The sequence below is a fragment of the Pseudomonas sp. P4_C4 genome (genome assembly GCF_056402055.1).
Window position 1 is genome coordinate 130060 of the sequence record NZ_JBFUID010000005.1, and the last position, 25062, is coordinate 155121.

Sequence of the window (25062 nt, forward strand, 5' to 3'; positions counted from 1 at the left end):
AGACCTCAGAAATGGATGACGGAGCGGATGCTTTTTCCTTCATGCATCAGGTCAAACGCCTTGTTGATATCTTCCAGGCCCATGGTGTGGGTGATGAAGGTATCCAGCGGAATCTCACCGGTCTCGGCCATTTCCACATAGCTCGGCAACTCGGTACGGCCGCGCACGCCGCCGAACGCCGAACCACGCCAGACGCGGCCGGTGACCAGCTGGAACGGACGGGTGGAGATTTCCTGACCGGCACCGGCAACACCGATGATGACCGACTCGCCCCAACCCTTGTGACAGCACTCCAGCGCTGCGCGCATCAGTTGCACATTGCCGATGCACTCGAAGGAAAAATCGACGCCGCCATCGGTCATGTCGACGATGACTTCCTGGATCGGACGATCGAAGTCTTTCGGGTTTACACAATCGGTAGCGCCCAATTGTTTGGCGATCTCGAACTTGGCCGGGTTGATGTCGATGGCGATGATCCGCCCTGCCTTGGCTTTGACCGCGCCAATCACAGCCGACAGACCGATGCCGCCCAGGCCGAAGATGGCGACGGTGTCACCCGGTTTGACCTTGGCGGTATTGATTACCGCGCCGATGCCAGTGGTGACGCCACAACCCAGCAGGCAGACTTTTTCCAGCGGTGCTTCTTTAGGAATTTTGGCGACGGAGATCTCTGGCAGCACGGTGTATTCGGAAAAAGTCGAGGTGCCCATGTAGTGGAAAATCGTTTCGCCTTTGTAGGAAAAGCGCGAAGTGCCATCCGGCATCAAGCCTTTGCCCTGGGTCGCACGAATCGCCTGGCAGAGGTTGGTTTTGCCCGACAGACAGAATTTGCACTGACGGCATTCCGGGGTGTACAGCGGGATCACATGGTCGCCGACCGCAACGGAAGTCACGCCCTCGCCAATCGCTTCCACGATCGCCCCGCCTTCATGGCCGAGGATCGATGGGAAGATGCCTTCCGGGTCGGCACCGGACAAGGTGTAGGCATCGGTATGGCAGACACCGGAGGCCACCACGCGCAGCAAGACTTCGCCGGCCTTGGGCATGGCGACATCGACTTCAACGATCTCGAGGGGCTTCTTGGCCTCGAAGGCAACGGCGGCGCGCGACTTGATCATGGTGACTCTCCAGTGAATAAAAACGAGACAGTGAGTGTAATACACGACTCAACGATGAATAATCGATGTAAATGCAAAATATTATTGCCGTACAGGGATAATCATTGATGTCCGAAAATCGCTGGGAAGGGATCGACGAGTTTGTCGCCGTTGCCGAGTGCAGCCAGTTCACCGCTGCCGCGCAACGCCTGGGGGTTTCTTCCTCCCATATCAGTCGACAAATCGTACGCCTCGAAGAACGTCTGCAAACCCGTCTGCTCTACCGCAGTACTCGCCGGGTCACGCTGACCGAAGCAGGGCAAACCTTCCTGCAACATTGCCAGCGTTTGCAGGACGGCCGCGAAGAGGCCTTGCGCGCGGTCGGTGACTTGACCAGCGAACCCAAGGGCATGCTGCGCATGACCTGCGCCGTGGCTTACGGCGAGCGCTTCATCGTGCCGCTGGTGACCCGCTTCATGGGGCTGTATCCGCAACTGCGCATCGACATCGAACTGACCAATCGTCAGCTTGACCTGGTGCACGAAGGCCTCGACCTGGCGATTCGCCTCGGGCGCTTGCAGGATTCACGACTGGTCGCCACCCGCCTCGCGCCGCGGCGCATGTTTCTCTGCGCGTCACCTTCTTACATTGAGCATTACGGTCGGCCGCACAGCCTGTCGGAACTCAGTCGCCACAACTGCCTCATCGGCAGTTCGGACCTCTGGCAACTGGAGCAGAACGGGCGGGAGTTTTCGCAAAGGGTGCAGGGAAACTGGCGTTGCAACAGTGGGCAGGCGGTACTGGATGCCGCGCTGCAAGGCGTAGGACTGTGTCAGTTGCCGGACTATTACGTGCTGGAGCATTTGAATAGCGGCGCGTTGATTTCGTTGCTGGAAGCGCACCAACCACCGAACACCGCGGTTTGGGCGCTGTATCCACAGCAGCGGCATTTGTCGCCGAAGGTGCGCAAGTTGGTGGATTTTTTGAAGGAGGGATTGGCTGAAAGGCAGGAGTACAGGATTTAAGATCAAAAGATCGCAGCCTGCGGCAGCGCCTACAGGATTTCGGGTGATCCGCAAATGGATGTCGTACCCGATCTCCGTAGGAGCTGCCGCAGGCTGCGATCTTTTAGCGACGATTGGCCCAACGCTGTCTCAACCATTCAAGGTCTTCAGGACGCGTAACCTTGAGGTTATCGGACCGCCCTTCGATCAGGCGCGGTGCCGAACCGGCCCACTCCATCGCCGAAGCTTCGTCAGTGATAACGGCATCGGCCACCAGACTGTCCGCCAAAGCCCGATGCAACGCCCCAAGGCGAAACATCTGCGGCGTGTAGGCCTGCCAGATCACGCTGCGATCCACGGTTTCGACCACACGACCGTGCTTGTCGACTCGCTTGAGCGTATCCCGAGCCGGAACCGCCAGCAGTCCGCCGACAGGATCGTCAGCCAGCTCAACCAGCAGCTTGTCCARGTCGTCACGACTGAGGTTCGGCCGTGCGGCATCGTGAACCAGTACCCAATCCTCGTCATCAGCGCCCTGCGCATGCAGGTGCAGCAACGCATTGAGCACCGACCCGGAACGCTCGGTGCCACCCTCGACCCGGGCAATACGCGGATCACTGGCGCACGCCAGGTTCGGCCAATAAGGATCGTCAACAGCAAGACTGACCACCAAGCCTTTCAGGCCTGGATGACCAAGGAAACAGCCGAGGCTGTGTTCGAGAATAGTGCGCCCGCCCAGTTGCAAGTATTGCTTGGGACGGTCCGCGGCCATACGGGCTCCGACGCCCGCGGCAGGAATCACGGCCCAGAAGGCCGGTAACGAATTAATCATTGGGCCAACTGGTAAAGGGTTTCACCGTCCTTGACCATGCCCAACTCATGGCGAGCCCGTTCTTCAACGGTCTCCATGCCCTTTTTCAGTTCACTGACTTCGGCGTCCATCACCCGGTTGCGCTCCAGCAATGCCTGGTTCTCAGCCTGCTGATCGGCAATCTGCTGAGTCAACTCGGCCACTTGCGCCAGGCTGCCATTACCCACCCACAGACGGTACTGCAGGCCAGCCAGCAGCAGGAGCAAGACGAGGAACAACCAATTGGGACTGCGCATCGAATATCAGGTATCCAGTGAAAAAAGACAGCCACACCAAAACATGAAGCTACTGATAGCACGAAGCCTGGAAGAACCAGGCTTGTGCTTGTAAGGCATCAGATTAGTGGCAAAAACGTCGCTGTAGCGATTTTTCCGACACAATCCGGTGTCTTTTTACCAGCAATCGATCAACCGCGGAACTCGCTGCGACCGTTGTACTTGGCTTTGCCGTTCAACTGCTCTTCGATACGCAGCAGTTGGTTGTACTTGGAAACGCGATCGGAACGGCACAGGGAGCCGGTCTTGATCTGGCCAGCCGAGGTGCCCACGGCCAGGTCGGCAATGGTCGAATCTTCGGTTTCGCCGGAGCGGTGCGAGATCACGGCAGTGTAGCCAGCAGCCTTGGCCATCTGGATGGCTTCCAGGGTTTCGGTCAGGGTGCCGATCTGGTTGAACTTGATCAGGATCGAGTTGGCGATCTTTTTGTCGATGCCTTCTTTCAGGATCTTGGTGTTGGTGACGAACAGGTCGTCGCCTACCAGTTGGGTCTTCTCGCCGATCTTGTCGGTGAGGATCTTCCAGCCAGCCCAGTCGGACTCGTCCAGGCCATCTTCGATGGAGATGATCGGGTAACGCTCGGTCAGGCCTTTGAGGTAGTCAGCGAAACCTTCAGCGGTGAACACCTGGCCTTCGCCGGACAGGTTGTACTTGCCGTCTTCGTAGAATTCGCTGGCCGCGCAGTCCAGGGCCAGGGTCACGTCGGTGCCCAGCTTGTAACCGGCGTTGGCCACGGCTTCGGAGATCACTTTCAGTGCATCTTCGTTGGAAGCCAGGTTCGGCGCGAAACCACCTTCGTCACCGACGGCAGTGCTCAGGCCACGGGCCTTCAGCACGGCTTTGAGGTGGTGGAAAATCTCGGTGCCCATGCGCAGACCTTCCGAGAAAGACTTGGCGCCAACCGGCTGAACCATGAATTCCTGGATGTCGACGTTGTTATCGGCGTGCTCGCCACCGTTGATGATGTTCATCATCGGAACCGGCATCGAGTAGACACCCGGGGTGCCGTTCAGGTTGGCGATGTGAGCGTACAGCGGCAGGTCCTGGTCCTGTGCTGCTGCCTTGGCCGCAGCCAGGGAAACGGCGAGGATCGCGTTGGCGCCCAGGGAACCTTTGTTTTCAGTACCGTCGAGCTTGATCATTGCCAGATCGAGCGCTTTCTGGTCGCTTGGGTCCATGCCTTTCAACAGGTCGCGGATCGGACCGTTGATGTTGCCTACGGCCTTCAGAACGCCCTTGCCCAGGTAACGGCTCTTGTCGCCATCACGCAGCTCGAGCGCTTCACGCGAGCCAGTGGAAGCACCGGACGGCGCGCAGGCACTGCCGATGATGCCGTTGTCGAGAAGCACGTCCGCTTCCACGGTGGGATTGCCACGGGAGTCGAGAACTTCACGACCTTTGATGTCGACGATTTTAGCCATTGTTGTAAACACTCCAAAGTTGACGAAAACGACGCAGCTGTAGGAAATCTTCAATCGTCGGCAAGTGAGGTGCAGCGGGCTGTCTTGCAGACGACAAGGCTCAGGCCCGAGGGCCTGAGCGTTAAATCGTGCGGTACTTTACCGGAGAAATGAGGATTACGCGGTTTCTACCGTCGGAAAACTCTTCACCAGTTCGTCCAAAGCTTTGAGCTGGGCCAGGAATGGCTCCAGTTTGTCCAGGCGCAAGGCGCAAGGACCGTCGCATTTGGCGTTGTCCGGATCCGGGTGGGCCTCCAGGAACAGGCCGGCCAGGGACTGGCTCATGCCGGCCTTCGCCAGGTCGGTGACCTGGGCGCGACGACCGCCAGCGGAATCGGAGCGACCACCAGGCATTTGCAGCGCGTGGGTCACGTCGAAGAACACCGGGTATTCGAACTGCTTCATGATGCCGAAGCCAAGCATGTCGACGACCAGGTTGTTGTAGCCGAAGCTCGAACCACGCTCGCAGAGGATCAACTGATCGTTACCCGCTTCCACGCATTTGCTCAGGATGTGTTTCATTTCATGAGGTGCGAGGAACTGGGCTTTCTTGATGTTGATCACTGCACCGGTCTTGGCCATCGCGACCACGAGGTCGGTCTGGCGCGACAGGAAGGCTGGCAACTGGATGATGTCGCAGACTTCAGCGACGACCGCGGCCTGATCCGGCTCGTGGACGTCGGTGATGATCGGCACGCCGAAGGCTTGCTTGATGTCCTGGAAGATGCGCATGCCTTCTTCCAGGCCAGGACCACGATAGGAGGTCACAGAAGACCGGTTGGCCTTGTCGAAACTGGCCTTGAACACGTAAGGGATACCGAGCTTTTCGGTGACCTTCACATACTCTTCGCAAACCTGCATTGCCATGTCGCGGCTTTCCAGCACGTTCATGCCGCCGAACAGCACCATGGGCTTGTCGTTGGCAATCTCGATGTCGCCGACGCGGATGATCTTCTGTGCCATCGGGGTTACGCCTTCTTCTGGTGTTGAACCAACGCTGCCTTGACGAAACCGCTGAACAGCGGGTGACCGTCGCGTGGCGTCGAGGTGAACTCTGGGTGGAACTGGCAAGCGACGAACCATGGGTGATCCGGAGCTTCTACCACTTCAACCAGTGCGCCATCACCGGAACGACCGGAGATTTTCAAACCGGCTTCCATGATTTGCGGCAGCAGGTTGTTGTTCACTTCGTAGCGATGACGATGACGCTCGACAATCACGTCCTTGCCGTAGCAACCGTGGACCAGGGAACCCGGCTCCAGCAGGCAATCCTGCGCGCCAAGGCGCATGGTGCCGCCCAGATCGGAGGTTTCGGTACGGGTTTCGACGGCACCGGTGGCATCTTCCCACTCGGTGATCAGGCCCACGACCGGATGACCGCTTGCACGATCGAACTCGGTGGAGTTGGCGTCTTTCCAGCCCATCACGTTACGTGCGAACTCGATAACGGCCACTTGCATGCCCAGGCAGATGCCCAGGTACGGAACCTTGTTTTCGCGAGCGTATTGAACGGCAGTGATCTTGCCTTCAACGCCACGCAGACCGAAGCCGCCAGGTACCAGGATTGCATCGACGCCTTCCAGCAGTGCGGTGCCCTGGTTTTCGATGTCTTCAGAGTCGATGTAGCGCAGGTTGACCTTGGTACGATTGCTGATGCCGGCGTGACTCATCGCTTCGATCAGCGACTTGTAGGCGTCCAGCAGTTCCATGTACTTGCCGACCATGGCGATGGTGACTTCGTGCTCAGGGTTGAGCTTGGCGTCGACCACGGCTTCCCACTCGGACAGATCGGCACCGCCGCATTGCAGGCCGAAACGCTCGACGACGAAATCGTCCAGGCCCTGGGAGTGCAGGATGCCCGGGATCTTGTAGATGGTGTCGGCGTCTTCCAGGCCGATCACCGCACGCTCTTCAACGTTGGTGAACTGCGCGATCTTGCGACGCGAGGAAATATCGATCGGGTGATCGGAGCGGCAGACCAGCACGTCTGGTTGCAGGCCGATGGAACGCAGTTCCTTCACCGAGTGCTGGGTTGGCTTGGTCTTGGTTTCGCCGGCAGTGGCGATGTACGGCACCAGTGTCAGGTGCATCAGCATCGCGCGCTTGGCGCCGACTTCGAAACGCAGTTGGCGGATCGCCTCGAGGAACGGTTGCGACTCGATGTCACCCACGGTGCCGCCGATCTCGACCATTGCCACGTCAGCGTCGCCCGCACCCTTGATGATGCGGCGCTTGATTTCGTCGGTGATGTGCGGGATCACCTGGATGGTTGCACCCAGGTAGTCACCACGGCGCTCTTTGCGCAGGACGTGTTCGTAGACACGGCCGGTGGTGAAGTTGTTGTTCTGGGTCATGGTCGTGCGGATGAACCGCTCGTAGTGGCCCAGGTCCAGGTCGGTCTCGGCGCCGTCGTGAGTGACGAACACTTCACCGTGCTGGAACGGGCTCATGGTGCCCGGGTCGACGTTGATGTACGGGTCCAGCTTCAGCATGGTGACCTTAAGTCCCCGCGCCTCCAGGATGGCCGCCAATGATGCCGATGCAATGCCTTTCCCCAATGAAGAAACAACACCGCCCGTGACGAATATGTAGCGCGTCATGAAAAACCCTAGAAGTCTGCGTTAAAGCGGTCCGAGCCGCCGGGGAAAGCGAAGGAAGGCCGAAGCCCCCGATCACCTGCATTAATCACAGCGCACCTTTCAAAAAAACCGCCGCGTTGGGACAGACCGGAAAATGAAACACCGGTTCGTTGCTCGCTACACATTTTTTGGAATCGCCCAGCAAAGACTGCTTGGTAATCGGCAACTCCTGCAATTCAGGCGAATCCACAGAAGTTGTATCAAGAAGGGAGCGTAGTCTACCGGAAAGCCCCTTTCAGCTCAAACCTTGATCTTCGTTCAGTGGCTGCCAATGCAAATGCCAGTCGCCGAGCGCACCACCATCGAGCCCCTTGAGGTTCGCTACCGCCAGCAGTTTCCCGTCTTTGTAGAGCAGCGGCAATCTGCCGCGTACGAAGGACGGTACACCGCTTTCATTGAGCAAACGTTTCAGGTCCCGATGGCCGCGGCCTGGCAAAACCATGACCTCTCCCCCTTCACGATAGCGGATCTGTAAGGGGCCATCGGGGATTTGGCCGGTGACACTCAGTACACCGTTATCCGGCAATATCAGCGGTGATACCGGACTTTGCCACGCTCCAGCAGAGGGCGCAGTGCGCAACCAGCAACCGGAGAGCCACCAGATGCGCCCGCCCGCCCGATGCAGTTCGCCATCGGCCAGCCGCCACACCGGGCAGGCATCGCCGTTGGCGTCGCGCAAATTCTCCCAACCCGACCAATGGTCAGTATCCGGCAAGCGAGTCAGCGGATCGAGCCAATGACTCAAGGCATTGCGCTGCCGGGCAACAGACAATTGCGCAAGCGGCGCCAGTTCAAGGGATCGCAAGCCCAGCCAGGCAAACTCACTGGCAGAGCTGGCCTCACGCAAATCCATGTCCGCCAGTTCTTCGAGCAACCCCTGCGCTTCAGTCAAATGCGCCGCGCTGCGGGCCATGGTCGCCACCGCTTGCGGCCAGCGCTGGATCAGCACGGGGAAGACTTGATGCCTAAGGTAATTGCGCGAGTACTGCCGATCCTGGTTCGAGGGATCTTCAATCCAGCTCAAGCCATGCGCACTGGCATAAGCCTCCAGTTCAGCCCGCGTGACATCGAGCAATGGCCGCAGCAAATGCCCCTTGCCCAACGGGCGCTGACGCGGCATCCCGGACAATCCGCGCACGCCCGCTCCGCGCAACAGGCGAAACAACAGGGTTTCCGCCTGATCGTCGCGGTGCTGGGCAGTCAGCAGCACTTCACCGGACCGAGTCACTTCGGTGAACGCGTGATAACGCGCGTCCCGGGCCGCACGCTCCAGACTGGCACCGGGCTGCACCTGTACACGAACGATCTGCAACGGGACGCCCAGCGCAGCACACACAGAACGACAATGCTCCGGCCACGCATCGGCCACGGCTTGAAGGCCGTGATGAACGTGGATGGCGCTCAGCGCCGGCAGGGATTCGGTTTTTGCGAGGTGTGCAAGAAGGTGCAGCAGGACTGTGGAGTCCAGGCCGCCAGAGAAGGCGACGCGCCAGGTCGCAGCATTGCGCCACGAGACCAGGTTCTGCAGGAGTCTGGCTGACAGATCAACATTGGACCGACTCATATCCGCCACCTTGCGCAAATCAAATGTGGGAGCGAGCTTGCTCGCGATTGCGATCGAACATTCAACATATCTGTTGGCAGTTACACCGCTATCGCGAGCAAGCTCGCTCCCACAGGGGTATTGCGTGGTCGATTACAGGCCGTAGCTCATCAGACGCTCATAACGACGGGTCAGCAGCGCGTCGTTATCGAACTTCTTCAGCATCGCCAGTTGCGAACTCAACTCGGCGCGGATCGATGCGGCTGCGGCGCCCGGATCGCGGTGCGCGCCGCCCAATGGCTCGCCAATCACCTTGTCCACGATGCCAAGGCCCTTGAGGCGCTCGGCGGTGATGCCCATCGCTTCTGCGGCATCCGGTGCTTTCTCGGCGGTTTTCCACAGAATCGAAGCGCAACCTTCCGGCGAGATCACCGCGTAGGTCGAGTACTGCAACATGTTCAACTGGTCGCAGACACCGATCGCCAGTGCACCACCAGAACCACCTTCACCGATCACGGTGGCGATGATTGGGGTTTTCAGACGAGCCATGACCCGCAGGTTCCAGGCGATCGCTTCGCTCTGGTTACGCTCTTCGGCGTCGATGCCAGGGTAGGCGCCCGGGGTGTCGATGAAGGTCAGGATCGGCATTTTGAAACGCTCGGCCATTTCCATCAGACGGCAAGCCTTACGGTAGCCTTCCGGACGTGGCATGCCGAAGTTGCGGCGAACTTTCTCGCGCACTTCACGGCCCTTCTGGTGACCGATGATCATCACCGGCTGGTCGTCCAGACGGGCAATGCCGCCAACGATGGCAGCGTCGTCGGAGAAGTGACGGTCACCGTGCAACTCGTCGAACTCGGTGAAGATGTGTTCGATGTAGTCCAGGGTATACGGACGTTTCGGGTGACGCGCCAGACGTGCGATCTGCCAGCTGGTCAGCTTGCCGAAAATGTCTTCGGTCAGCGTTTTGCTCTTGTCCTGCAGGCGGGAGATCTCATCGCCGATATTCAGCGAATTGTCATTACCGACCAAGCGCAACTCTTCGATCTTGGCTTGCAGGTCGGCGATCGGCTGTTCGAAATCTAGAAAATTCGGGTTCATAGGCGTCCGTCTTGGGTCGAGTCCCAAGGGATCTTGGGCCGGCCGGTTGTCTATTCGCGCCCTACCTTAAGGGAGAGGCGCGTTGAGGTCGAGATTAAAAATTCAGGTTGCGGGCAGGCGTTCTGATATCACCTGCCGGTCAACGGTATTGGAGGAAGACGTTGTCTCGCCCGAACTGGTCACGCAGGGCTTGAATCAACGCATCCGCCGGATCGATCCGCCAGCCTTCGCCGAACTGCAACAAGGCCTTCGCATCAGGACTGGTGTAATCCATGGTGATCGGGCACGCACCGCGGTGACGCTTCAACAGTTCACCCAGCCAGCGTAGCTGATCGCCCTTGAGGTCCTTGGCATGCAACTTCAGGCGCAGGCTTTCGGCCAGGTTGGTGCGCGCATCTTCCATGCTCATCACTCGCTTGACCCGCAACTTCAGGCCACCGGAGAAGTCGTCATTGCTGACCTCGCCTTCGACCACCACCATCGCGTCGGTCTGCAACAGCGACTGCGCGGAGTGGAATGCCTCGGAAAACAGCGAGGCCTCGATCCGTCCTGAGCGGTCGTCGAGGGTGATGAACCCCATCTTGTCGCCCTTTTTGTTCTTCATCACCCGCAAGGCGATGATCATCCCGGCGACCGTCTGGGTATCGCGCGCCGGCTTCAGGTCGATGATGCGCTGACGGGCAAAGCGACGGATTTCACCTTCGTACTCGTCGATCGGGTGACCGGTCAGGTACAGGCCGAGGGTATCTTTCTCCCCTTTCAGGCGCTCCTTGAGGGTCAGCTCCTTGGCCTTGCGGTGATTGGCGTAGACGTCAGCGTCTGCTTCGACAAACAGACCGCCGAACAGGTCGGAGTGACCGCTGTCCTGGGTGCGTGCAGTTTGTTCGGCCGCCTTGATCGCTTCTTCCATGGCCGTCAGCAGCACCGCGCGATTGCGGTCGATGTTGGCCTGGTAGGCTTTCTGCTCATCGTGGAAATACGGCCCGAGGCGATCCAGCGCGCCGCTGCGGATCAAGCCGTCGAGGGTGCGCTTGTTGATGCGCTTGAGGTCGACCCGGGCGCAGAAATCGAACAGATCCTTGAACGGACCGGCCAGACGCGCTTCGGTGATCGCCTCGACCGGGCCCTCACCCACGCCCTTGATGGCACCCAGGCCGTAAATGATCCGGCCTTCGTCGTTCACCGTGAACTTGAATTCGGACGTGTTCACGTCCGGCGCGTCGAGACGCAGCTTCATGGTCCGCACTTCTTCGATCAAGGTCACGACCTTGTCGGTGTTGTGCATATCCGCCGAAAGTACCGCGGCCATGAACGGCGCCGGGTAATGCGCTTTCAGCCATGCGGTCTGGTACGACACCAGGCCATAGGCGGCGGAGTGGGATTTGTTGAAGCCGTAACCGGCGAATTTTTCTACCAGGTCGAAGATGTTACCGGCGAGGTCCGCATCGATATTGTTGGTGGCGCAACCTTCAATGAAGCCACCGCGCTGCTTGGCCATTTCCTCGGGTTTTTTCTTACCCATGGCTCGACGCAGCATGTCCGCACCACCGAGGGTGTAACCGGCCATGACCTGGGCAATCTGCATCACCTGTTCCTGGTACAGGATGATGCCGTAAGTCGGTGCCAGCACCGGTTTGAGGCCTTCGTACTGGTAGTCCGAGTGCGGATATGCCAGCTCGGCGCGGCCGTGCTTACGGTTGATGAAGTCGTCCACCATGCCCGATTGCAGTGGGCCCGGACGGAACAGTGCCACCAGTGCGATCAAGTCTTCCAGGCAGTCGGGCTTGAGCTTTTTGATCAGCTCTTTCATGCCCCGGGATTCAAGCTGGAACACGGCCGTGGTTTCGGCTTTTTGCAGCAAGGTGTAGGTCGGTTTGTCATCCAGCGGGATGAACGCGATATCCAGCGGCGGTTCGTTGACCTTGGCGCGGTCGCGGTTGATGGTTTTCAGTGCCCAGTCGATGATCGTCAGGGTCCGCAGGCCGAGGAAGTCGAACTTCACCAGGCCGGCAGCTTCAACGTCATCCTTGTCGAACTGGGTTACCAGGCCGTCACCGGCCTCGTCGCAATAGATCGGCGAGAAGTCGGTCAGCTTGGTCGGCGCGATCACCACACCACCGGCGTGCTTGCCGACGTTACGCACAACGCCTTCGAGCTTTCGGGCCATCTCCCAGATTTCCGCGGCCTCTTCATCGACCTTGATGAAGTCGCGCAGGATCTCTTCCTGCTCGTAGGCCTTTTCCAGGGTCATGCCGACTTCGAACGGAATCATCTTCGACAGACGATCCGCCAGGCCATAGGACTTGCCTTGCACCCGCGCCACGTCGCGGACCACAGCCTTTGCCGCCATGGAGCCGAAGGTGATGATCTGGCTTACCGCGTTGCGGCCGTACTTCTCGGCCACGTAGTCGATCACCCGGTCACGACCGTCCATGCAGAAGTCGACGTCGAAGTCGGGCATCGATACCCGTTCCGGGTTGAGGAACCGTTCGAACAGCAGGTCGTATTCCAGCGGGTCGAGGTCGGTGATCTTCTGTACGTAGGCCACCAGCGATCCGGCACCCGATCCACGGCCAGGGCCCACCGGTACGCCGTTGTTCTTGGCCCACTGGATAAAATCCATCACGATCAGGAAGTACCCGGGGAACCCCATCTGGATGATGATATCCAGCTCGAAATTCAGCCGGTCGACATAGACCTGACGCTTGGCCTCGTAGTCTTCGGTGGTGTCCTTGGGCAGCAGAACGGAAAGGCGCTCTTCCAGGCCGTCGAAGGACACCTTGCGGAAGTACTCGTCGATGGTCATGCCATCGGGGATCGGGAAGTTGGGCAGGAAGTGCGTGCCCAGCTTCACTTCGATGTTGCAGCGCTTGGCGATCTCGACAGTGTTTTCCAGCGCCTCGGGAATATCGCTGAACAACTCGGCCATTTCCTCGGCGCTTTTGAGGTACTGCTGATCGCTGTAATTCTTCGAACGCCGCGGATCGTCGAGGGCGCGGCCCTCACCGATGCACACGCGGGTTTCGTGGGCGGCGAAGTCTTCCTGCTTGATGAAGCGCACGTCATTGGTCGCCACCAGCGGCGCACCGAGCTTCTCGGCCAGCGCCACGGCGCCGTGCAGCTGTTCTTCATCGTTCGGGCGGTTGGTTCGCTGGATTTCCAGGTAGAAACGATCCGGAAACACGTCCATCCATTCGCGGGCAAGGGTTTCGGCCTCGGCGGAGTTGCCGCTGAGCATGGCCTGGCCGATCTCGCCTTCTTTGGCCGCCGACAGCATGATCAAGCCCGCATTGGCTTCAGCGACCCATTCGCGCTCGATGATGATCGCGCCATTGCGCTGACCATCTATATAGCCGCGGGAAATCAGTTCGGTGAGGTTGCGATAGCCTTCGGCGTTCATCACCAGCAGGCTGATCCGGCTCAGCGGGTTGTCCGGATCCTTGTTCGACAGCCACAGGTCGGCGCCGCAGATCGGCTTGATCCCGGCACCCATGGCGTTTTTATAGAATTTGACCAGGGAACACATGTTGTTCTGGTCGGTGACCGCTACGGCAGGCATGTTCATGCCGACCAGGGTCTTGACCAGCGGCTTGATCCGCACCAGACCGTCGACCAGGGAGTATTCAGTGTGCAGGCGTAGGTGAACGAATGAAGCCGGCATAGTGATCCTGCGTTAAGTCATGAAAACAACAAGGCCCGGATTGTACCGGGCCTTGGTAAAAAAAATCAGCCTCGCGACTAACTCTCGATGAGACCTTCCCGCGCCTCATACGCCAGCCGCACCGGAGCAAACGAACGCCGGTGAATCGGGGTCGGCCCAAGTCGTGCCAGCGCTTCCAGATGAACGGGCGTCGGGTAGCCTTTATGCCCGCCGATACCGTAACCCGGATAAATCAATTCGAACGCAGCCATTTCTCGGTCGCGACTGACCTTGGCCAGAATTGATGCGGCAGCGATGGCTGGAACCTTGCTATCGCCCTTGACCACGGCTTCGGAGCGCATCGGCAGTTTCGGGCAACGGTTGCCGTCGATCATCGCCAGTTTCGGCTGGACATGCAGCCCGGCGACCGCACGCTGCATGGCCAGCATGGTGGCGTGCAGGATATTGAGTTCGTCGATTTCTTCGACTTCGGCGCGAGCGATACACCAGCTCAGGGCTTTTTCGCAGATTTCGTCGTAGAGCTTTTCACGGCGGGCTTCGGTGAGTTTCTTCGAGTCGTTCAGGCCGAGGATCGGGCGGTTCGGATCAAGGATCACCGCTGCTGTCACTACCGCACCACAGAGCGGGCCGCGACCGACTTCATCGACACCGGCAACCAACTCTTCGACTTGCGCGACCAAGGTGAAATCCAGCCCCATCTGCATGCTTGTTTTACTCATTTAACTTGGCCGATCAGGTTCAGAACTGCGTCCGCAGCCTGGTTGGAGGCATCCAGACGCAGGGTCCGGTGAATCTCATCAAAGCCACGGGTCTGCTCTTCACCACCTTCGATCAGCGGTGACAAGGTCTGGGCCAGCGCTTCGACCGTGGCATCGTCCTGCAACAACTCGGGTACCAACAGACGCTGGGCCAACAAGTTCGGCAATGAAATGTAGGGGCTTTTCACCATGCGCTTGAGAATCCAGAACGTCAGCGGCGCCAGACGGTAGGCAACCACCATCGGCCGCTTGTACAGCAATGCTTCAAGCGTTGCGGTTCCGGAGGCAATCAGCACGGCGTCGCAGGCTGCCAGGGCCAGATGGGAGTTGCCATCGAGCAAGGTCAGCGGCAGATCACGACCGGCCAGCAACTCCTCCAACTGAGCCCGGCGCTGCGGACTGGCGCAAGGCATGACAAACCGCACGCCCGGGCGCAGCGCACGCAAGCGCTGGGCGGTATCAAGGAACAACGCGCCGAGTCGGCCAACTTCACCACCGCGGCTGCCGGGCATCAACGCCACCAGCGGCCCGTCAGGCAAACCAAGTTCGGCCCGCGCTGCGGTGCGATCGGCTTCGAGTGGAATGGCGTCGGCCAGGGTATGACCGACGAACCGCACCGGTACGCCCTTCTCTTCGTAGAATTTAGCTTCGAACGGGAATAGCGTGAGCATCAGGTCGCAACCTTCGCGAATCTTCAGCACCCGTTTCTGCCGCCAGGCCCAGACCGACGGGCTGACGTAATGCACGGTCTTGATCCCGGCTTGACGCAGCTTGAGTTCGATATTGAGGTTGAAGTCTGGCGCGTCGATACCGATGAACACATCGGGTTTCGCGTCGATCAGGTCGGCGACCAGCTTCTTGCGCCGTGCCAGCAACTCGCGTAACCGGCCCAGCACTTCCACCAGGCCCATGACGGACAGACGTTCCATCGGGAAGTACGGGGTCAGGCCTTCGGCCTGCATCAGCGGACCACCCACACCGATGAACTCGACAGCCGGGTGACGAGTCTTGAGCGCGCGCATGAGACCCGCACCCAGAATGTCACCGGAAGCCTCACCCGCTACCAGCGCAATACGCAGATTGGCCATGATTAGCGGGTAATGCCGCGGGTCGAAGACTGGATGGAGTCGCGGAACACCGCTACTTCCGGGAACTGCGCAGAAGGCTCGGCCAGTTCGACGAGCGCCTGTTCCACGGTCAGACCCTGGCGGTACACCACCTTGTAGGCACGACGCAGCGCGTGGATCGCATCTTCGCTGAAACCGCGACGGCGCATGCCCTCGAAGTTCATGCTACGGGCTTCGGCAGGGTTACCGAACACCGTGACATAGGCAGGAACATCCTTGCCGATCGCCGTCCCCATGCCTGAGAAGCTGTGGGCGCCAATGTGGCAATACTGGTGAACCAGGGTAAAACCGGAAAGGATTGCCCAGTCTTCCACATGCACATGGCCCGCCAGTGCAGTGTTGTTGACCAGGATGCAGTGGTTGCCGATAACGCTGTCGTGGCCGATGTGGGCATACGCCATGATCAGGTTGTGATCGCCCAGGGTCGTTTCCGAACGGTCCTGGATGGTGCCGCGGTGAATCGTCACGCCTTCACGGATGACGTTGTGATCACCGATCACCAGGCGGGTTTCCTCGCCCTTGTACTTCAGGTCAGGTGTGTCTTCGCCCACCGAGGAAAACTGGTAGATGCGATTGTGCTTACCGATTCGCGTCGGACCCTTGAGAATCACGTGTGGCCCGATGACTGTCCCCTCGCCGATTTCCACACCTGCGCCGACGATCGACCACGGGCCGACCTCGACGCCGTCAGCCAGAACGGCTGTCGGATCGATGATTGCACGAGGGTCAATCAAACTCATAGCTTGCGTTCCGCGCAGATGATTTCAGCGGAGCAGACAGGCTTGCCATCGACCGAAGCCTGGCATTCGAACTTCCAGATCTGACGCTTGCAGCTGATGAACTTGGCTTCAAGGATCAGCTGATCGCCTGGCAGAACCGGCTGGCGGAAGCGCAGCTTGTCCGAACCGACGAAGTAATAGAGCGTGCCGTCGGCCGGTTTCACGTCGAGCATTTTGAAACCAAGGATCCCGGCAGCCTGAGCCATTGCTTCGATGATCAATACGCCCGGCATGATTGGATGCGCAGGGAAGTGACCGTTGAAGAATGGTTCGTTGATGCTGACATTCTTGTAGGCACGAATGCGCTTGCCTTCAACATCCAGCTCCACTACCCGGTCCACCAGCAGGAACGGGTAACGGTGAGGCAGGTATTCGCGAATCTCGTTGATGTCCATCATTTCGGGGGGAAGCCTATGTAAAGATTGGGAGCGCGCGACTGACGCGCACCCCTCTAGCAAATCAAGGAGGCAGTCTAGCGGCTGTGCACACTTGATATGGAAATGGTATCAGCCATCTGATGAAGCATTACCGTCAGGGGTCACTTCCCCTACTTGCTTTTCCAGCTGGCGCAGACGTCGCGCGATGTCATCGAGCTGACGAATGCGTGCCGCGCTTTTGCGCCACTCGGCTGCCGGCTGCATGGCCGTACCGGAAGAATAGGCACCTGGCTCGGTAATCGAGTGGGTTACCATGGTCATCCCGGTAATGAAAACGTTGTCACAAATGTCGATGTGCCCCACCAGCCCTACGCCACCGGCGAGCATGCAGTGCTTGCCGATCCTGGTGCTGCCGGAGATCCCGACGCACGCCGCCATGGCGGTGTGATCACCGACCTGAACGTTGTGGGCAATTTGAATCTGGTTGTCGAGCTTCACACCGTTGCCGATGATGGTATCGGCCAGCGCACCGCGATCTATAGCTGTATTCACGCCGATTTCAACGTCATCGCCGATCAACACGCCACCGATCTGGGCGATTTTCTGCCAGATACCTTTTTCATTGGCAAAACCAAAGCCTTCGCCTCCGAGCACCGCTCCGGACTGAATGACGACCCGTTTGCCGACGCGAACGTCGTGATACAGGGTCACACGCGGCGCGAGCCAGCCACCCTCACCCACCACGCTGCGAGCACCGATGAAGCAATGCGCGCCGACAGTCGTACCGGCTGCAACCTGCGCACCGCTTTCGATCACCACAAAAGCACCGATACTCGCCGCAGGATCGACTACCGCATCCGCAGCGATCACTGCCGTGGGATGTATGCCGGCAGCGGCCTTGGGCTTGGGATCGAACAGGTGAGAAACGCGCGCGTAGGCTGCGTACGGATCCGGCACCACCAGCACATCCCCGCAATGACCTTCGGCGTCAGCGGCTTTGAGCAACAGCGCTGCAGCCTGACTGCCTGCCAGGTACTTACGGTATTGGGGGTTTGCAAGAAAGCTCAACTGAGCTGGGCCAGCCTCCTGCAAGGTGGCTAGCCCAGTAATTGCTTTCTCGGGGTCGCCACGTAGCGTGGCGCCGAGGAACTCGGCCAGCTGGCCGAGCTTAATGGTCACGGTCATGGGTTACTTCAGCTGATTCATGCGCTCGATAACCTGGCGAGTGATGTCGTACTGCGGCTTGACATCAATCACTGCGCCACGCTCGAAGACCAGGTCAAAAGCACCTTTCTTGATGACTTCTTCCACAGCGCTGTCCAGTTTCGGCTTGAGCTGTTTCAGCATTTCACGGTCGGCAACGGCTTTAGCTTCGTTCAGCTCCTTGGACTGGAACTGGAAGTCACGGGCCTTTTGCTTGAATTCAAGCTCCAGACGCTCCCGCTCGCCCTGCTGCATTTTGTCGCCACCGGCCATCAGGCGGTCCTGAATGCCCTTGGCGCTGGTTTCCAGCGCCTTGAGCTTGGTCAGCTGAGGACCGAACTTCTTCTCGGCATCCACGGCGTATTTCTTGGCCGCGTCAGACTCCAGCAAAGCCATCTGATAGTTCAGAACAGCAATTTTCATGTCGGCGAACGCCGGACCTGCTACCAGTACGGTCGCCAGGAGAACCAATTGAGTCAACTTACGCACGATGCACTCCTACAAAATCCATTGTCGTTATTTTGGGACAGACGCTTAGAACGTCTGGCCAAGAGAGAATTGGAACACTTGAGTCTCAGCGTTATCCGGTTTCTTGACTGGCATGGCCAACGCGAAACTCAGAGGACCCAGTGCGGTGACCCACGTCACACCTACACCGACGGAACTGGCCAGGTTGCTCAGACTGACATCGTTGCACTGCGTGTTGGACTTCGACGCAGGGTTGGTATTGGTCGTCTGCTCGCACTTGGAGTCGAACACGTTACCCACATCCCAGAATACCGAGGTACGCAGGGATCGTTGATCCTTGACGAATGGCAGCGGGAACAGAACCTCAGCACCACCTTGAATCAGGACGTTACCACCGAACGGCAGTGGATCCTGGTCCGGGTCAGCAAGAGTACCCGGGTTGCCAGTGCTGAGTGCGCCGCGGCTCGGAGTACTACGCGGCCCCAATGTACTGTCCTTGAAGCCACGAACCGAGTTGAAACCACCAGCATAGTAGTTTTCATAGAATGGCAAGCCATCGGTCGAACCGTAACCGTCGCCATAACCCAATTCGGTGTGCAAGCGCATGGTGTAGTTGTCAGACAATGGCTGGAACAACTGGCCACGGTAATCGAGTTTGAAGAACGACAGGTCGCTACCCGGTACGGTAACTTCCGCCGTCAAGCTTTGAGAATGACCACGGGTCGCCAATACGCCTTTGTTCAAGGTGGACTCGGACCAGCCGGCCGAAGCCTTGAAGTTCAGGTACTGATCGCCTTCACGGTTAACGAAGTCGAAAATCTCGTCGACGGTGTATTGACCGGTCTTGATCTTGTCCTGTTGCCCAGTCAGGCCGAAGGTCAGGCGCGAAGTCTCGCTGATCGGGTAGCCGACGCTCACCCCTGCACCCAGGCTATCCACGGCATAGCTCGCTACATCGACGTCGAGGTCGTTGTAGTCGGTGGTGCGGTAGAAGGCGTTGTAACCCAGGCTCACGCCATCAGCCGTCCAGTAGGGGTCGACAAAACCAAAGTTGTAACGCGTCTGGTACTGGCTTTTGGTCAAGCCGATGCTGACCTTGTTACCGGTACCCAGGAAGTTGTTCTGGGTGATCGAGCCACCGAGGATCAGACCGGCACTCTGGGCGAAACCGACGCTGGCGGTAATCGAACCGGAGGCTTGCTCTTCAACGCTGTAGTTGACGTCCACCTGGTCATCGACACCCGGCACGGCCGGGGTTTCAACGTTGACTTCCTTGAAGAAACCCAGACGTTCCAGACGGGTCTTGGATTGGTCGATCAGGTAGGTCGAAGCCCAGCCGCCTTCCATCTGGCGCATTTCACGACGCAGCACTTCGTCTTCGGACTTGGTGTTGCCACGGAAGTTGATGCGGTTCACGTAAGCACGCTTGCCCGGATCGACCGCGAACAGGATGTCTACGGTGTGATCTTCATCGTGCGGTTGAGGCACGCCATTGACGTTGGCGAAGGTATAGCCCTCGTTACCCAGACGGCGGGTGATCAGTTCGGAGGTGGTGGTCATCAGCTTGCGCGAGAACACCTGGCCTTTTTGCACCAGCAGCAGGGACTTGACCTGGTCTTCAGGGACTTTCAGGTCGCCACTGAGTTTGACGTCACGAACGGTGTATTTCTCGCCTTCGTTGACGTTGACGGTGATGTAGACGTGTTTCTTGTCCGGCGTAATGGATACCTGGGTCGAAGCGATATCCATGTTGATATAGCCACGGTCCAGGTAGTAGGAACGCAGACGCTCCAGGTCACCGGACAGTTTTTCACGGGCGTACTTGTCGTCGTTCTTGAAGAACGACAACCAGTTGGTGGTCTTGAGTTCGAACAGGTCGATCAGGTCTTCATCGGGGAAAACCGTGTTGCCCACCACGTTGATGTGCTGGATAGCGGCAACCGTACCTTCGTTGATGTTGACCTTCAGGCCAACGCGGTTACGCGGTTGCGGCACCACTTCGGTGTCGACGGTAGCCGAGTAGCGACCCTGGGCGACGTACTGGCGCTGCAGTTCGTTACGAACACCTTCAAGGGTGGCACGCTGGAATATCTCGCCTTCGGCCAGACCGGATTGTTTGAGGCCTTTCATCAGGTCTTCGGTAGAGATCGCCTTGTTACCTTCGATCTCGATACTGGCAACAGACGGGCGCTCGACTACCGTGATGACCAGGACGTTGCCATCGCGGCCCAGCTGGATATCTTGAAAGAAACCGGTTTTGAACAACGCACGAGTGGATTCCACCAGGCGACGATCATCCGCCTGTTCACCGACGTTCAACGGCAAAGCACCAAAGACGCTACCCGCGGAGACCCGCTGAAGGCCATTGACGCGAATATCAGAGATAGTGAAGGACTCGGCGTGAACTTCGGCGATCATCAATACGGTGAGAACCGCAGTTAGCAGCAGACGTTTCATGAAGTCCTTTCTTATTCCAACTGGCAATAAACAAACTGCCGCAAAATGCGGCAGATTCGCAATTCAGCGAAGCGTTACAGTCGACCCAGATCATTGATCAGAGCAAGCAACATCACCCCGATCACCAAACTGATACCGATCTGTATCCCCCAACCTTGCACCCGATCCGACAAGGGACGACCACGCGCCCACTCGATCAGATAAAACAACAAATGCCCCCCATCCAGTACCGGAATGGGCAACAAATTCAGAACGCCCAGGCTAATACTCAGATAAGCAAGGAAATTCAAGAAGTCAGCAACGCCCGACTGGGCCGAAGCGCCCGCCACTTTAGCAATGGTTATCGGTCCACTCAAGTTTTTTACCGAGAGCTCGCCGAACAACATTTTCTTCAGAGAATCAAGGGTCAGCACGCTCATGGTCCAGGTGCGTCGAGCCCCCTCGCCAATCGCTGCCAATGGCCCGTAACTGACCTCGCGGATCATTTCCGGTGGCCAATCGACCGCCTTCACCCCCGCCCCCAGGTATCCGCTGGGTGATTTGCGCTCGCCGCGAGCGGCCAGCGTCACCGGGACGTCGATTTGAGCACCGTCGCGCTCAACCCGCAGCATGATTTTGGTATCAGGATGCATACGGACGGTATCGACGACCTGCTGCCAGTCATCCAGCGTACGACCATCAAGCTCCAGCAACCGGTCACCCGTCTTCAGGCCGGCAGCCTGAGCTGGCCCCTTTGGATCGAGTTCAGCCAGGACAGGCGGCAATGCCGGGCGCCACGGGCGAATCCCCAATGAGTGGATAGGGTCGGGCTCGTCAGCCCCTTTGAGCCATTTGTTCAGCGCAAGTTCACGAGGAGAATCAGCCGTGCCCCCCTGTTCGCGAACCATTATCTGCAACGAGCCGCTTTCACCCAGGCGACGAACCAATTGCAGGTTCACCTCCGCCCAGCCGGAAGTCGCCTCACCATCAATGGCCACGATTTCCTGGCCGGGGCTCAAACCCGCCTTGGCCGCAATACTGCCGGACTCGACAGCCCCGATGACTGGACGCACCTGCTCGCTGCCGAGCATTGCCAAACCCCAGAAGAACACCAATGCCAGCAGGAAATTGGCTATCGGCCCTGCAGCTACAATGGCAATGCGCTGACGAACGGATTTGCGATTGAAGGTCTGGCCGAGCTGATCGAGGGGGACTTCACCCTCGCGCTCGTCGAGCATTTTGACGTAGCCGCCCAACGGGATCGCGGCGACGACGAATTCGGTGCCTTGCTTGTCGTGCCAGCGCAGCAAAGGCATGCCGAAGCCTACGGAGAAGCGCAGCACTTTGACCCCACAACGACGCGCGACCCAAAAATGGCCGAACTCGTGGAAGGTAACCAGCACACCCAGAGCAACCAGGGTGCCGACAATCATATAGAGCGCGCTCATCTACTTTCTCCGCAATCCGATCCGCTGCTGCCTGGGTCAACTATCCGCAGCATTTAGCGCCCGTGACGACTCAACCATTGTCCGGCCAGCAATCGCGCCTTCGCGTCCGCCGTGAACACTGCCTCGAGATCACCCACTGCTACTACGGGCTCAAGATTCAATACTTCTTCGATGATACTCGCGATTTCCGGGTAACGAACCCGTTCGTCGAGAAATGCCGCCACCGCCACTTCGTTCGCCGCATTGAGCATCGCTGGCGCGCTGTTCCCCGCCTCGGCCGCCTGACGGGCCAAACGCAGGCAAGGGAAACGTTCTTCATCCGGTGCCTGAAAATCCAGCCGTGCAATGGCAAACAGATCCAGCGGAGCCACACCCGAGTCAATCCGCTCCGGCCAGGCCAGGGCATTGGCGATGGGCGTGCGCATGTCCGGATTACCCAACTGCGCCAGAACAGAACCATCGACGTAGTCGACCAGCGAATGGATCACACTTTGCGGGTGAACCACCACCTCGACCTGGGATGGCCTGGCATCGAACAGCCAGCAGGCTTCGATCAACTCAAGCCCCTTGTTCATCATGCTGGCCGAGTCAACGGAGATTTTTCGCCCCATGGACCAGTTCGGGTGCGCACACGCCTGATCGGGAGAAACATGCGCCAGTTCAGCTATTGGCGTCTGCCGGAACGGACCGCCGGAAGCTGTCAGCAGAATCCGACGTACACCGACCGCCTCGAGGCCACGGGCATAATCGAGCGGCATGCACTGAAAAATCGCGTTGTGCTCGCTATCGATCGGCAGCAACACCGAACCGCTCTTGCGCACCGCCTGCATAAACAGCGCGCCGGACATGACCAGTGCTTCTTTATTGGCCAGGAGGATCTTTTTGCCAGCCTCGACCGCCGCCAGTGTCGGGCGCAATCCCGCTGCACCGACGATGGCCGCCATGACCGTATCGACTTCCGGATCGGAAGCGACCTGACACAAACCTTCCTCACCCACCAGAACACGGGTCGAAAGACCGGCCGCGCGCAAATCATCCTGCAAGGTGCGGGCAGCAGCGACCTCAGGCACGACAGCAAATCGCGGTACATGGCGCACGCACAGCGCCAGCAATTCACTCAAGCGGCTGAAGCCACTCAAGGCAAAGACCTGATAACGGTCAGGATGGCGAGCGATGACGTCGAGCGTACTCAGGCCAATCGAGCCGGTCGCACCCAGAACGGTAATCTGTTGCGAGCGGCTCATGGGGCCGCCATCCACAGCAGCACGGCAAATACCGGAATCGCTGCTGTCAGGCTGTCGATACGATCCAGCACGCCGCCGTGCCCCGGAAGCAGATTGCTGCTGTCCTTGATCCCGGACTGGCGCTTGAACATGCTCTCAGTGAGGTCGCCCACCACCGAAATGAACACGATCAGCGCGGCACCGATCAGCCCTTTGAGCAGCTCGGCCACCGTCCAGTCGCGCACCAGGGCAACCATTGCGGTAATCACCAGACTCAGCGCCAGACCACCGTAAACGCCTTCCCAGCTCTTGCCCGGACTGACCTGCGGTGCGAGCTTGCGCTTGCCGAAAGCACGACCAGAGAAGTAGGCGCCAACATCGGCCCCCCAGACCAACACCATCACCGCCATGATCAGCCAGTTACCCAGCGGGTATTGCTTGATCTGCACCAGACCTTGCCAGGCCGGCAGGAGAATCAACAGGCCGATCACCAACCTGGTCGCCGCATTGGACCAATGCTCGCTCGAATGCGGATAGGTCAGCACCAGATACGTCGCCACCGCCCACCACAACACCGAAGCACCCAATACCCAAGGCGCGAGGCCGGGCAGGATGTACATGAGGAACAGCGCAAAAGCGACCAAGGCGGCATAGCCGACGCGGAACGCCTGAGCGGCGAAACCCGCCAGGCGCGCCCACTCCCAGGCACCCAGGGTCACGACCAGCCCGATGAACAGTGCAAAACCGAAACCTTCAAGCAGGAAAAACCCGCACAGGGCAATCGGCAGCAGGATCAGCGCGGTGATGATTCGTTGTTTAAGCATTAAACCCGGGCTCCAGCCTCGACCTGCTCGCTCGTTTTACCGAAGCGGCGCTGGCGGGAAGCGAAATCGGCCAGCGCATTGCGCATGGCATCGTGTTTGAAGTCCGGCCAGAACAGGTCGGAAAAATACAACTCGGCATAGGCCAGTTGCCAGAGCAGGAAGTTGCTGATGCGGCGCTCGCCACCGGTACGGATACACAGGTCCGGCAACGGCAGGTCGCCCGTGACCAGGCAGGTCTGCAGCAGACCAGGTGTGATGTCTTCCGGACGCAAGTGCCCGGCCTGAACTTCTCGTGCCAGTCGTTGCGCAGCTTGCGCAATATCCCACTGACCGCCGTAATTGGCGGCGATCTGCAGGATAAAACGATTGGCGCCAACCGTCATGGCCTCGGCTTCACGCATGGCAGCCTGCAGCTCCGGATGAAAACGCGAGCGGTCACCAATGATGCGCAGGCTGATGTTGTTGTCGTTGAGGCGCTTGGCCTCACGACGCAGCGCCCTGAAGAACAGATCCATCAAGGCGCTGACCTCATCGGCCGGACGCTGCCAGTTCTCGCTGGAAAAGGCGAACAGGGTCAACACTTCGACCTTGGCCTCGGCACAAACCTCAATGACCGCACGCACCGCATCCACACCCGCTTTATGCCCGGCGACACCCGGCATAAAGCGCTTTTTCGCCCAGCGATTGTTACCATCCATGATAATCGCGACATGGCGCGGCACCGCGGACGGTGCAGTCTGCTTGGTCTTTTCCATGAAAACGCGACCC

The 25062-nt window shown here is 59.0% G+C and carries 21 protein-coding genes; 1 reads left to right on the forward strand and 20 read right to left on the reverse strand.

The features are described 5' to 3' along the window. Nucleotides 1-5: 5 nt before the first annotated feature. A complete protein-coding gene (locus tag AC1DXW_RS05230; protein WP_477754886.1) occupies nt 6-1118 on the reverse strand; it encodes an S-(hydroxymethyl)glutathione dehydrogenase/class III alcohol dehydrogenase in 1113 nt (370 codons plus the stop codon). 107 nt (nt 1119-1225) lie between these two features. Here AC1DXW_RS05230 and AC1DXW_RS05235 point away from each other — a divergent pair, with 107 nt between their 5' ends. Continuing rightward, on the forward strand, nt 1226-2122 hold the full coding sequence (locus AC1DXW_RS05235; RefSeq protein ID WP_477754885.1) for a LysR family transcriptional regulator: 897 nt from the start codon (nt 1226-1228) through the stop codon (nt 2120-2122). A 103-nt stretch (nt 2123-2225) separates the two neighbouring features. Here the strand turns inward: AC1DXW_RS05235 and ispD are convergent, their stop codons facing one another. The 19 genes from ispD to uppS form a co-directional block, all read right to left on the reverse strand. Further along, nucleotides 2226-2933, reverse strand: a complete 708-nt coding sequence (gene ispD, locus AC1DXW_RS05240) for a 2-C-methyl-D-erythritol 4-phosphate cytidylyltransferase (protein WP_477759814.1) — start codon at nt 2931-2933, stop codon at nt 2226-2228. After that, a complete protein-coding gene (ftsB, locus tag AC1DXW_RS05245) occupies nt 2930-3208 on the reverse strand; it encodes a cell division protein FtsB (RefSeq protein WP_007996937.1) in 279 nt (92 codons plus the stop codon). The genes ispD and ftsB overlap by 4 nt, the downstream gene beginning before the upstream one ends. 170 nt (nt 3209-3378) lie before the next feature. Beyond that, the gene (gene eno / locus AC1DXW_RS05250) at nt 3379-4668 is read right to left on the reverse strand and encodes a phosphopyruvate hydratase (protein WP_046041152.1); all 1290 of its coding nucleotides are present in this window, start codon (nt 4666-4668) and stop codon (nt 3379-3381) included. A 156-nt stretch (nt 4669-4824) separates the two neighbouring features. Beyond that, nucleotides 4825-5670, reverse strand: coding sequence for a 3-deoxy-8-phosphooctulonate synthase (gene kdsA / locus AC1DXW_RS05255; protein WP_007949350.1), 846 nt, complete (start codon nt 5668-5670; stop codon nt 4825-4827). A gap of 5 nt (nt 5671-5675) precedes the next feature. Further along, nucleotides 5676-7307, reverse strand: coding sequence for a CTP synthase (locus AC1DXW_RS05260; protein WP_223458857.1), 1632 nt, complete (start codon nt 7305-7307; stop codon nt 5676-5678). 274 nt (nt 7308-7581) lie between these two features. Continuing rightward, nucleotides 7582-8910, reverse strand: a complete 1329-nt coding sequence (gene tilS / locus AC1DXW_RS05265; RefSeq protein ID WP_477759815.1) for a tRNA lysidine(34) synthetase TilS — start codon at nt 8908-8910, stop codon at nt 7582-7584. A gap of 132 nt (nt 8911-9042) precedes the next feature. Continuing rightward, nucleotides 9043-9990: an acetyl-CoA carboxylase carboxyltransferase subunit alpha gene (locus AC1DXW_RS05270; protein ID WP_477759816.1), complete on the reverse strand. Its 948-nt coding sequence runs from the start codon at nt 9988-9990 to the stop codon at nt 9043-9045. 139 nt (nt 9991-10129) lie between these two features. Further along, complete coding sequence (gene dnaE / locus AC1DXW_RS05275; RefSeq protein ID WP_477759817.1) at nt 10130-13651, reverse strand: DNA polymerase III subunit alpha; 3522 nt, start codon at nt 13649-13651, stop codon at nt 10130-10132. Nucleotides 13652-13728: 77 nt separating this feature from the next. Continuing rightward, nucleotides 13729-14355 carry a ribonuclease HII gene (gene rnhB / locus AC1DXW_RS05280; RefSeq protein ID WP_477755709.1) on the reverse strand — a complete coding sequence of 209 codons (627 nt, stop codon included), beginning with the start codon at nt 14353-14355 and terminating at the stop codon, nt 13729-13731. A gap of 11 nt (nt 14356-14366) precedes the next feature. Next, nucleotides 14367-15497 (reverse strand): lipid-A-disaccharide synthase, encoded by a 1131-nt coding sequence (gene lpxB, locus AC1DXW_RS05285; RefSeq protein ID WP_477755707.1) that lies wholly within the window; start codon nt 15495-15497, stop codon nt 14367-14369. Between the two features lie 2 nt (nt 15498-15499). Continuing rightward, nucleotides 15500-16276: an acyl-ACP--UDP-N-acetylglucosamine O-acyltransferase gene (lpxA, locus tag AC1DXW_RS05290; protein WP_046041139.1), complete on the reverse strand. Its 777-nt coding sequence runs from the start codon at nt 16274-16276 to the stop codon at nt 15500-15502. After that, entirely contained in the window at nt 16273-16713 is a 441-nt protein-coding gene (gene fabZ, locus AC1DXW_RS05295) for a 3-hydroxyacyl-ACP dehydratase FabZ (RefSeq protein ID WP_007978374.1), read from the reverse strand. The genes lpxA and fabZ overlap by 4 nt, the downstream gene beginning before the upstream one ends. 108 nt (nt 16714-16821) lie before the next feature. Continuing rightward, nucleotides 16822-17877: a UDP-3-O-(3-hydroxymyristoyl)glucosamine N-acyltransferase gene (gene lpxD, locus AC1DXW_RS05300; protein ID WP_108216664.1), complete on the reverse strand. Its 1056-nt coding sequence runs from the start codon at nt 17875-17877 to the stop codon at nt 16822-16824. Nucleotides 17878-17880: 3 nt separating this feature from the next. After that, nucleotides 17881-18384, reverse strand: a complete 504-nt coding sequence (locus AC1DXW_RS05305; RefSeq protein WP_046041136.1) for an OmpH/Skp family outer membrane protein — start codon at nt 18382-18384, stop codon at nt 17881-17883. A 45-nt stretch (nt 18385-18429) separates the two neighbouring features. After that, a complete protein-coding gene (bamA, locus tag AC1DXW_RS05310; RefSeq protein WP_477755706.1) occupies nt 18430-20820 on the reverse strand; it encodes an outer membrane protein assembly factor BamA in 2391 nt (796 codons plus the stop codon). A 74-nt stretch (nt 20821-20894) separates the two neighbouring features. Beyond that, the gene (gene rseP / locus AC1DXW_RS05315; protein ID WP_477759818.1) at nt 20895-22247 is read right to left on the reverse strand and encodes a sigma E protease regulator RseP; all 1353 of its coding nucleotides are present in this window, start codon (nt 22245-22247) and stop codon (nt 20895-20897) included. A 53-nt stretch (nt 22248-22300) separates the two neighbouring features. Next, nucleotides 22301-23491 carry a 1-deoxy-D-xylulose-5-phosphate reductoisomerase gene (ispC, locus tag AC1DXW_RS05320; RefSeq protein ID WP_477756750.1) on the reverse strand — a complete coding sequence of 397 codons (1191 nt, stop codon included), beginning with the start codon at nt 23489-23491 and terminating at the stop codon, nt 22301-22303. Continuing rightward, complete coding sequence (locus tag AC1DXW_RS05325; RefSeq protein WP_477759819.1) at nt 23488-24294, reverse strand: phosphatidate cytidylyltransferase; 807 nt, start codon at nt 24292-24294, stop codon at nt 23488-23490. The genes ispC and AC1DXW_RS05325 overlap by 4 nt, the downstream gene beginning before the upstream one ends. Continuing rightward, a complete protein-coding gene (gene uppS, locus AC1DXW_RS05330; RefSeq protein WP_477755110.1) occupies nt 24294-25049 on the reverse strand; it encodes a polyprenyl diphosphate synthase in 756 nt (251 codons plus the stop codon). Before uppS ends, AC1DXW_RS05325 begins: the two co-directional genes overlap by 1 nt. Nucleotides 25050-25062: the final 13 nt, after the last annotated feature.

Excerpts from the sequence above, each read along its gene's own strand:
- AC1DXW_RS05230 (WP_477754886.1), bottom strand. The coding sequence starts at position 1,118 with ATGATCAAGTCGCGCGCCGCCGTTGCCTTCGAGGCCAAGAAGCCCCTC.
- AC1DXW_RS05235 (WP_477754885.1), top strand. The coding sequence starts at position 1,226 with ATGTCCGAAAATCGCTGGGAAGGGATCGACGAGTTTGTCGCCGTTGCC.
- ftsB (WP_007996937.1), bottom strand. The coding sequence starts at position 3,208 with ATGCGCAGTCCCAATTGGTTGTTCCTCGTCTTGCTCCTGCTGCTGGCT.
- eno (WP_046041152.1), bottom strand. The coding sequence starts at position 4,668 with ATGGCTAAAATCGTCGACATCAAAGGTCGTGAAGTTCTCGACTCCCGT.
- kdsA (WP_007949350.1), bottom strand. The coding sequence starts at position 5,670 with ATGGCACAGAAGATCATCCGCGTCGGCGACATCGAGATTGCCAACGAC.
- AC1DXW_RS05260 (WP_223458857.1), bottom strand. The coding sequence starts at position 7,307 with ATGACGCGCTACATATTCGTCACGGGCGGTGTTGTTTCTTCATTGGGG.
- tilS (WP_477759815.1), bottom strand. The coding sequence starts at position 8,910 with ATGAGTCGGTCCAATGTTGATCTGTCAGCCAGACTCCTGCAGAACCTG.
- AC1DXW_RS05270 (WP_477759816.1), bottom strand. The coding sequence starts at position 9,990 with ATGAACCCGAATTTTCTAGATTTCGAACAGCCGATCGCCGACCTGCAA.
- dnaE (WP_477759817.1), bottom strand. The coding sequence starts at position 13,651 with ATGCCGGCTTCATTCGTTCACCTACGCCTGCACACTGAATACTCCCTG.
- rnhB (WP_477755709.1), bottom strand. The coding sequence starts at position 14,355 with ATGCAGATGGGGCTGGATTTCACCTTGGTCGCGCAAGTCGAAGAGTTG.
- lpxB (WP_477755707.1), bottom strand. The coding sequence starts at position 15,497 with ATGGCCAATCTGCGTATTGCGCTGGTAGCGGGTGAGGCTTCCGGTGAC.
- lpxA (WP_046041139.1), bottom strand. The coding sequence starts at position 16,276 with ATGAGTTTGATTGACCCTCGTGCAATCATCGATCCGACAGCCGTTCTG.
- fabZ (WP_007978374.1), bottom strand. The coding sequence starts at position 16,713 with ATGATGGACATCAACGAGATTCGCGAATACCTGCCTCACCGTTACCCG.
- lpxD (WP_108216664.1), bottom strand. The coding sequence starts at position 17,877 with ATGACCGTGACCATTAAGCTCGGCCAGCTGGCCGAGTTCCTCGGCGCC.
- bamA (WP_477755706.1), bottom strand. The coding sequence starts at position 20,820 with ATGAAACGTCTGCTGCTAACTGCGGTTCTCACCGTATTGATGATCGCC.
- rseP (WP_477759818.1), bottom strand. The coding sequence starts at position 22,247 with ATGAGCGCGCTCTATATGATTGTCGGCACCCTGGTTGCTCTGGGTGTG.
- ispC (WP_477756750.1), bottom strand. The coding sequence starts at position 23,491 with ATGAGCCGCTCGCAACAGATTACCGTTCTGGGTGCGACCGGCTCGATT.
- AC1DXW_RS05325 (WP_477759819.1), bottom strand. The coding sequence starts at position 24,294 with ATGCTTAAACAACGAATCATCACCGCGCTGATCCTGCTGCCGATTGCC.
- uppS (WP_477755110.1), bottom strand. The coding sequence starts at position 25,049 with ATGGAAAAGACCAAGCAGACTGCACCGTCCGCGGTGCCGCGCCATGTC.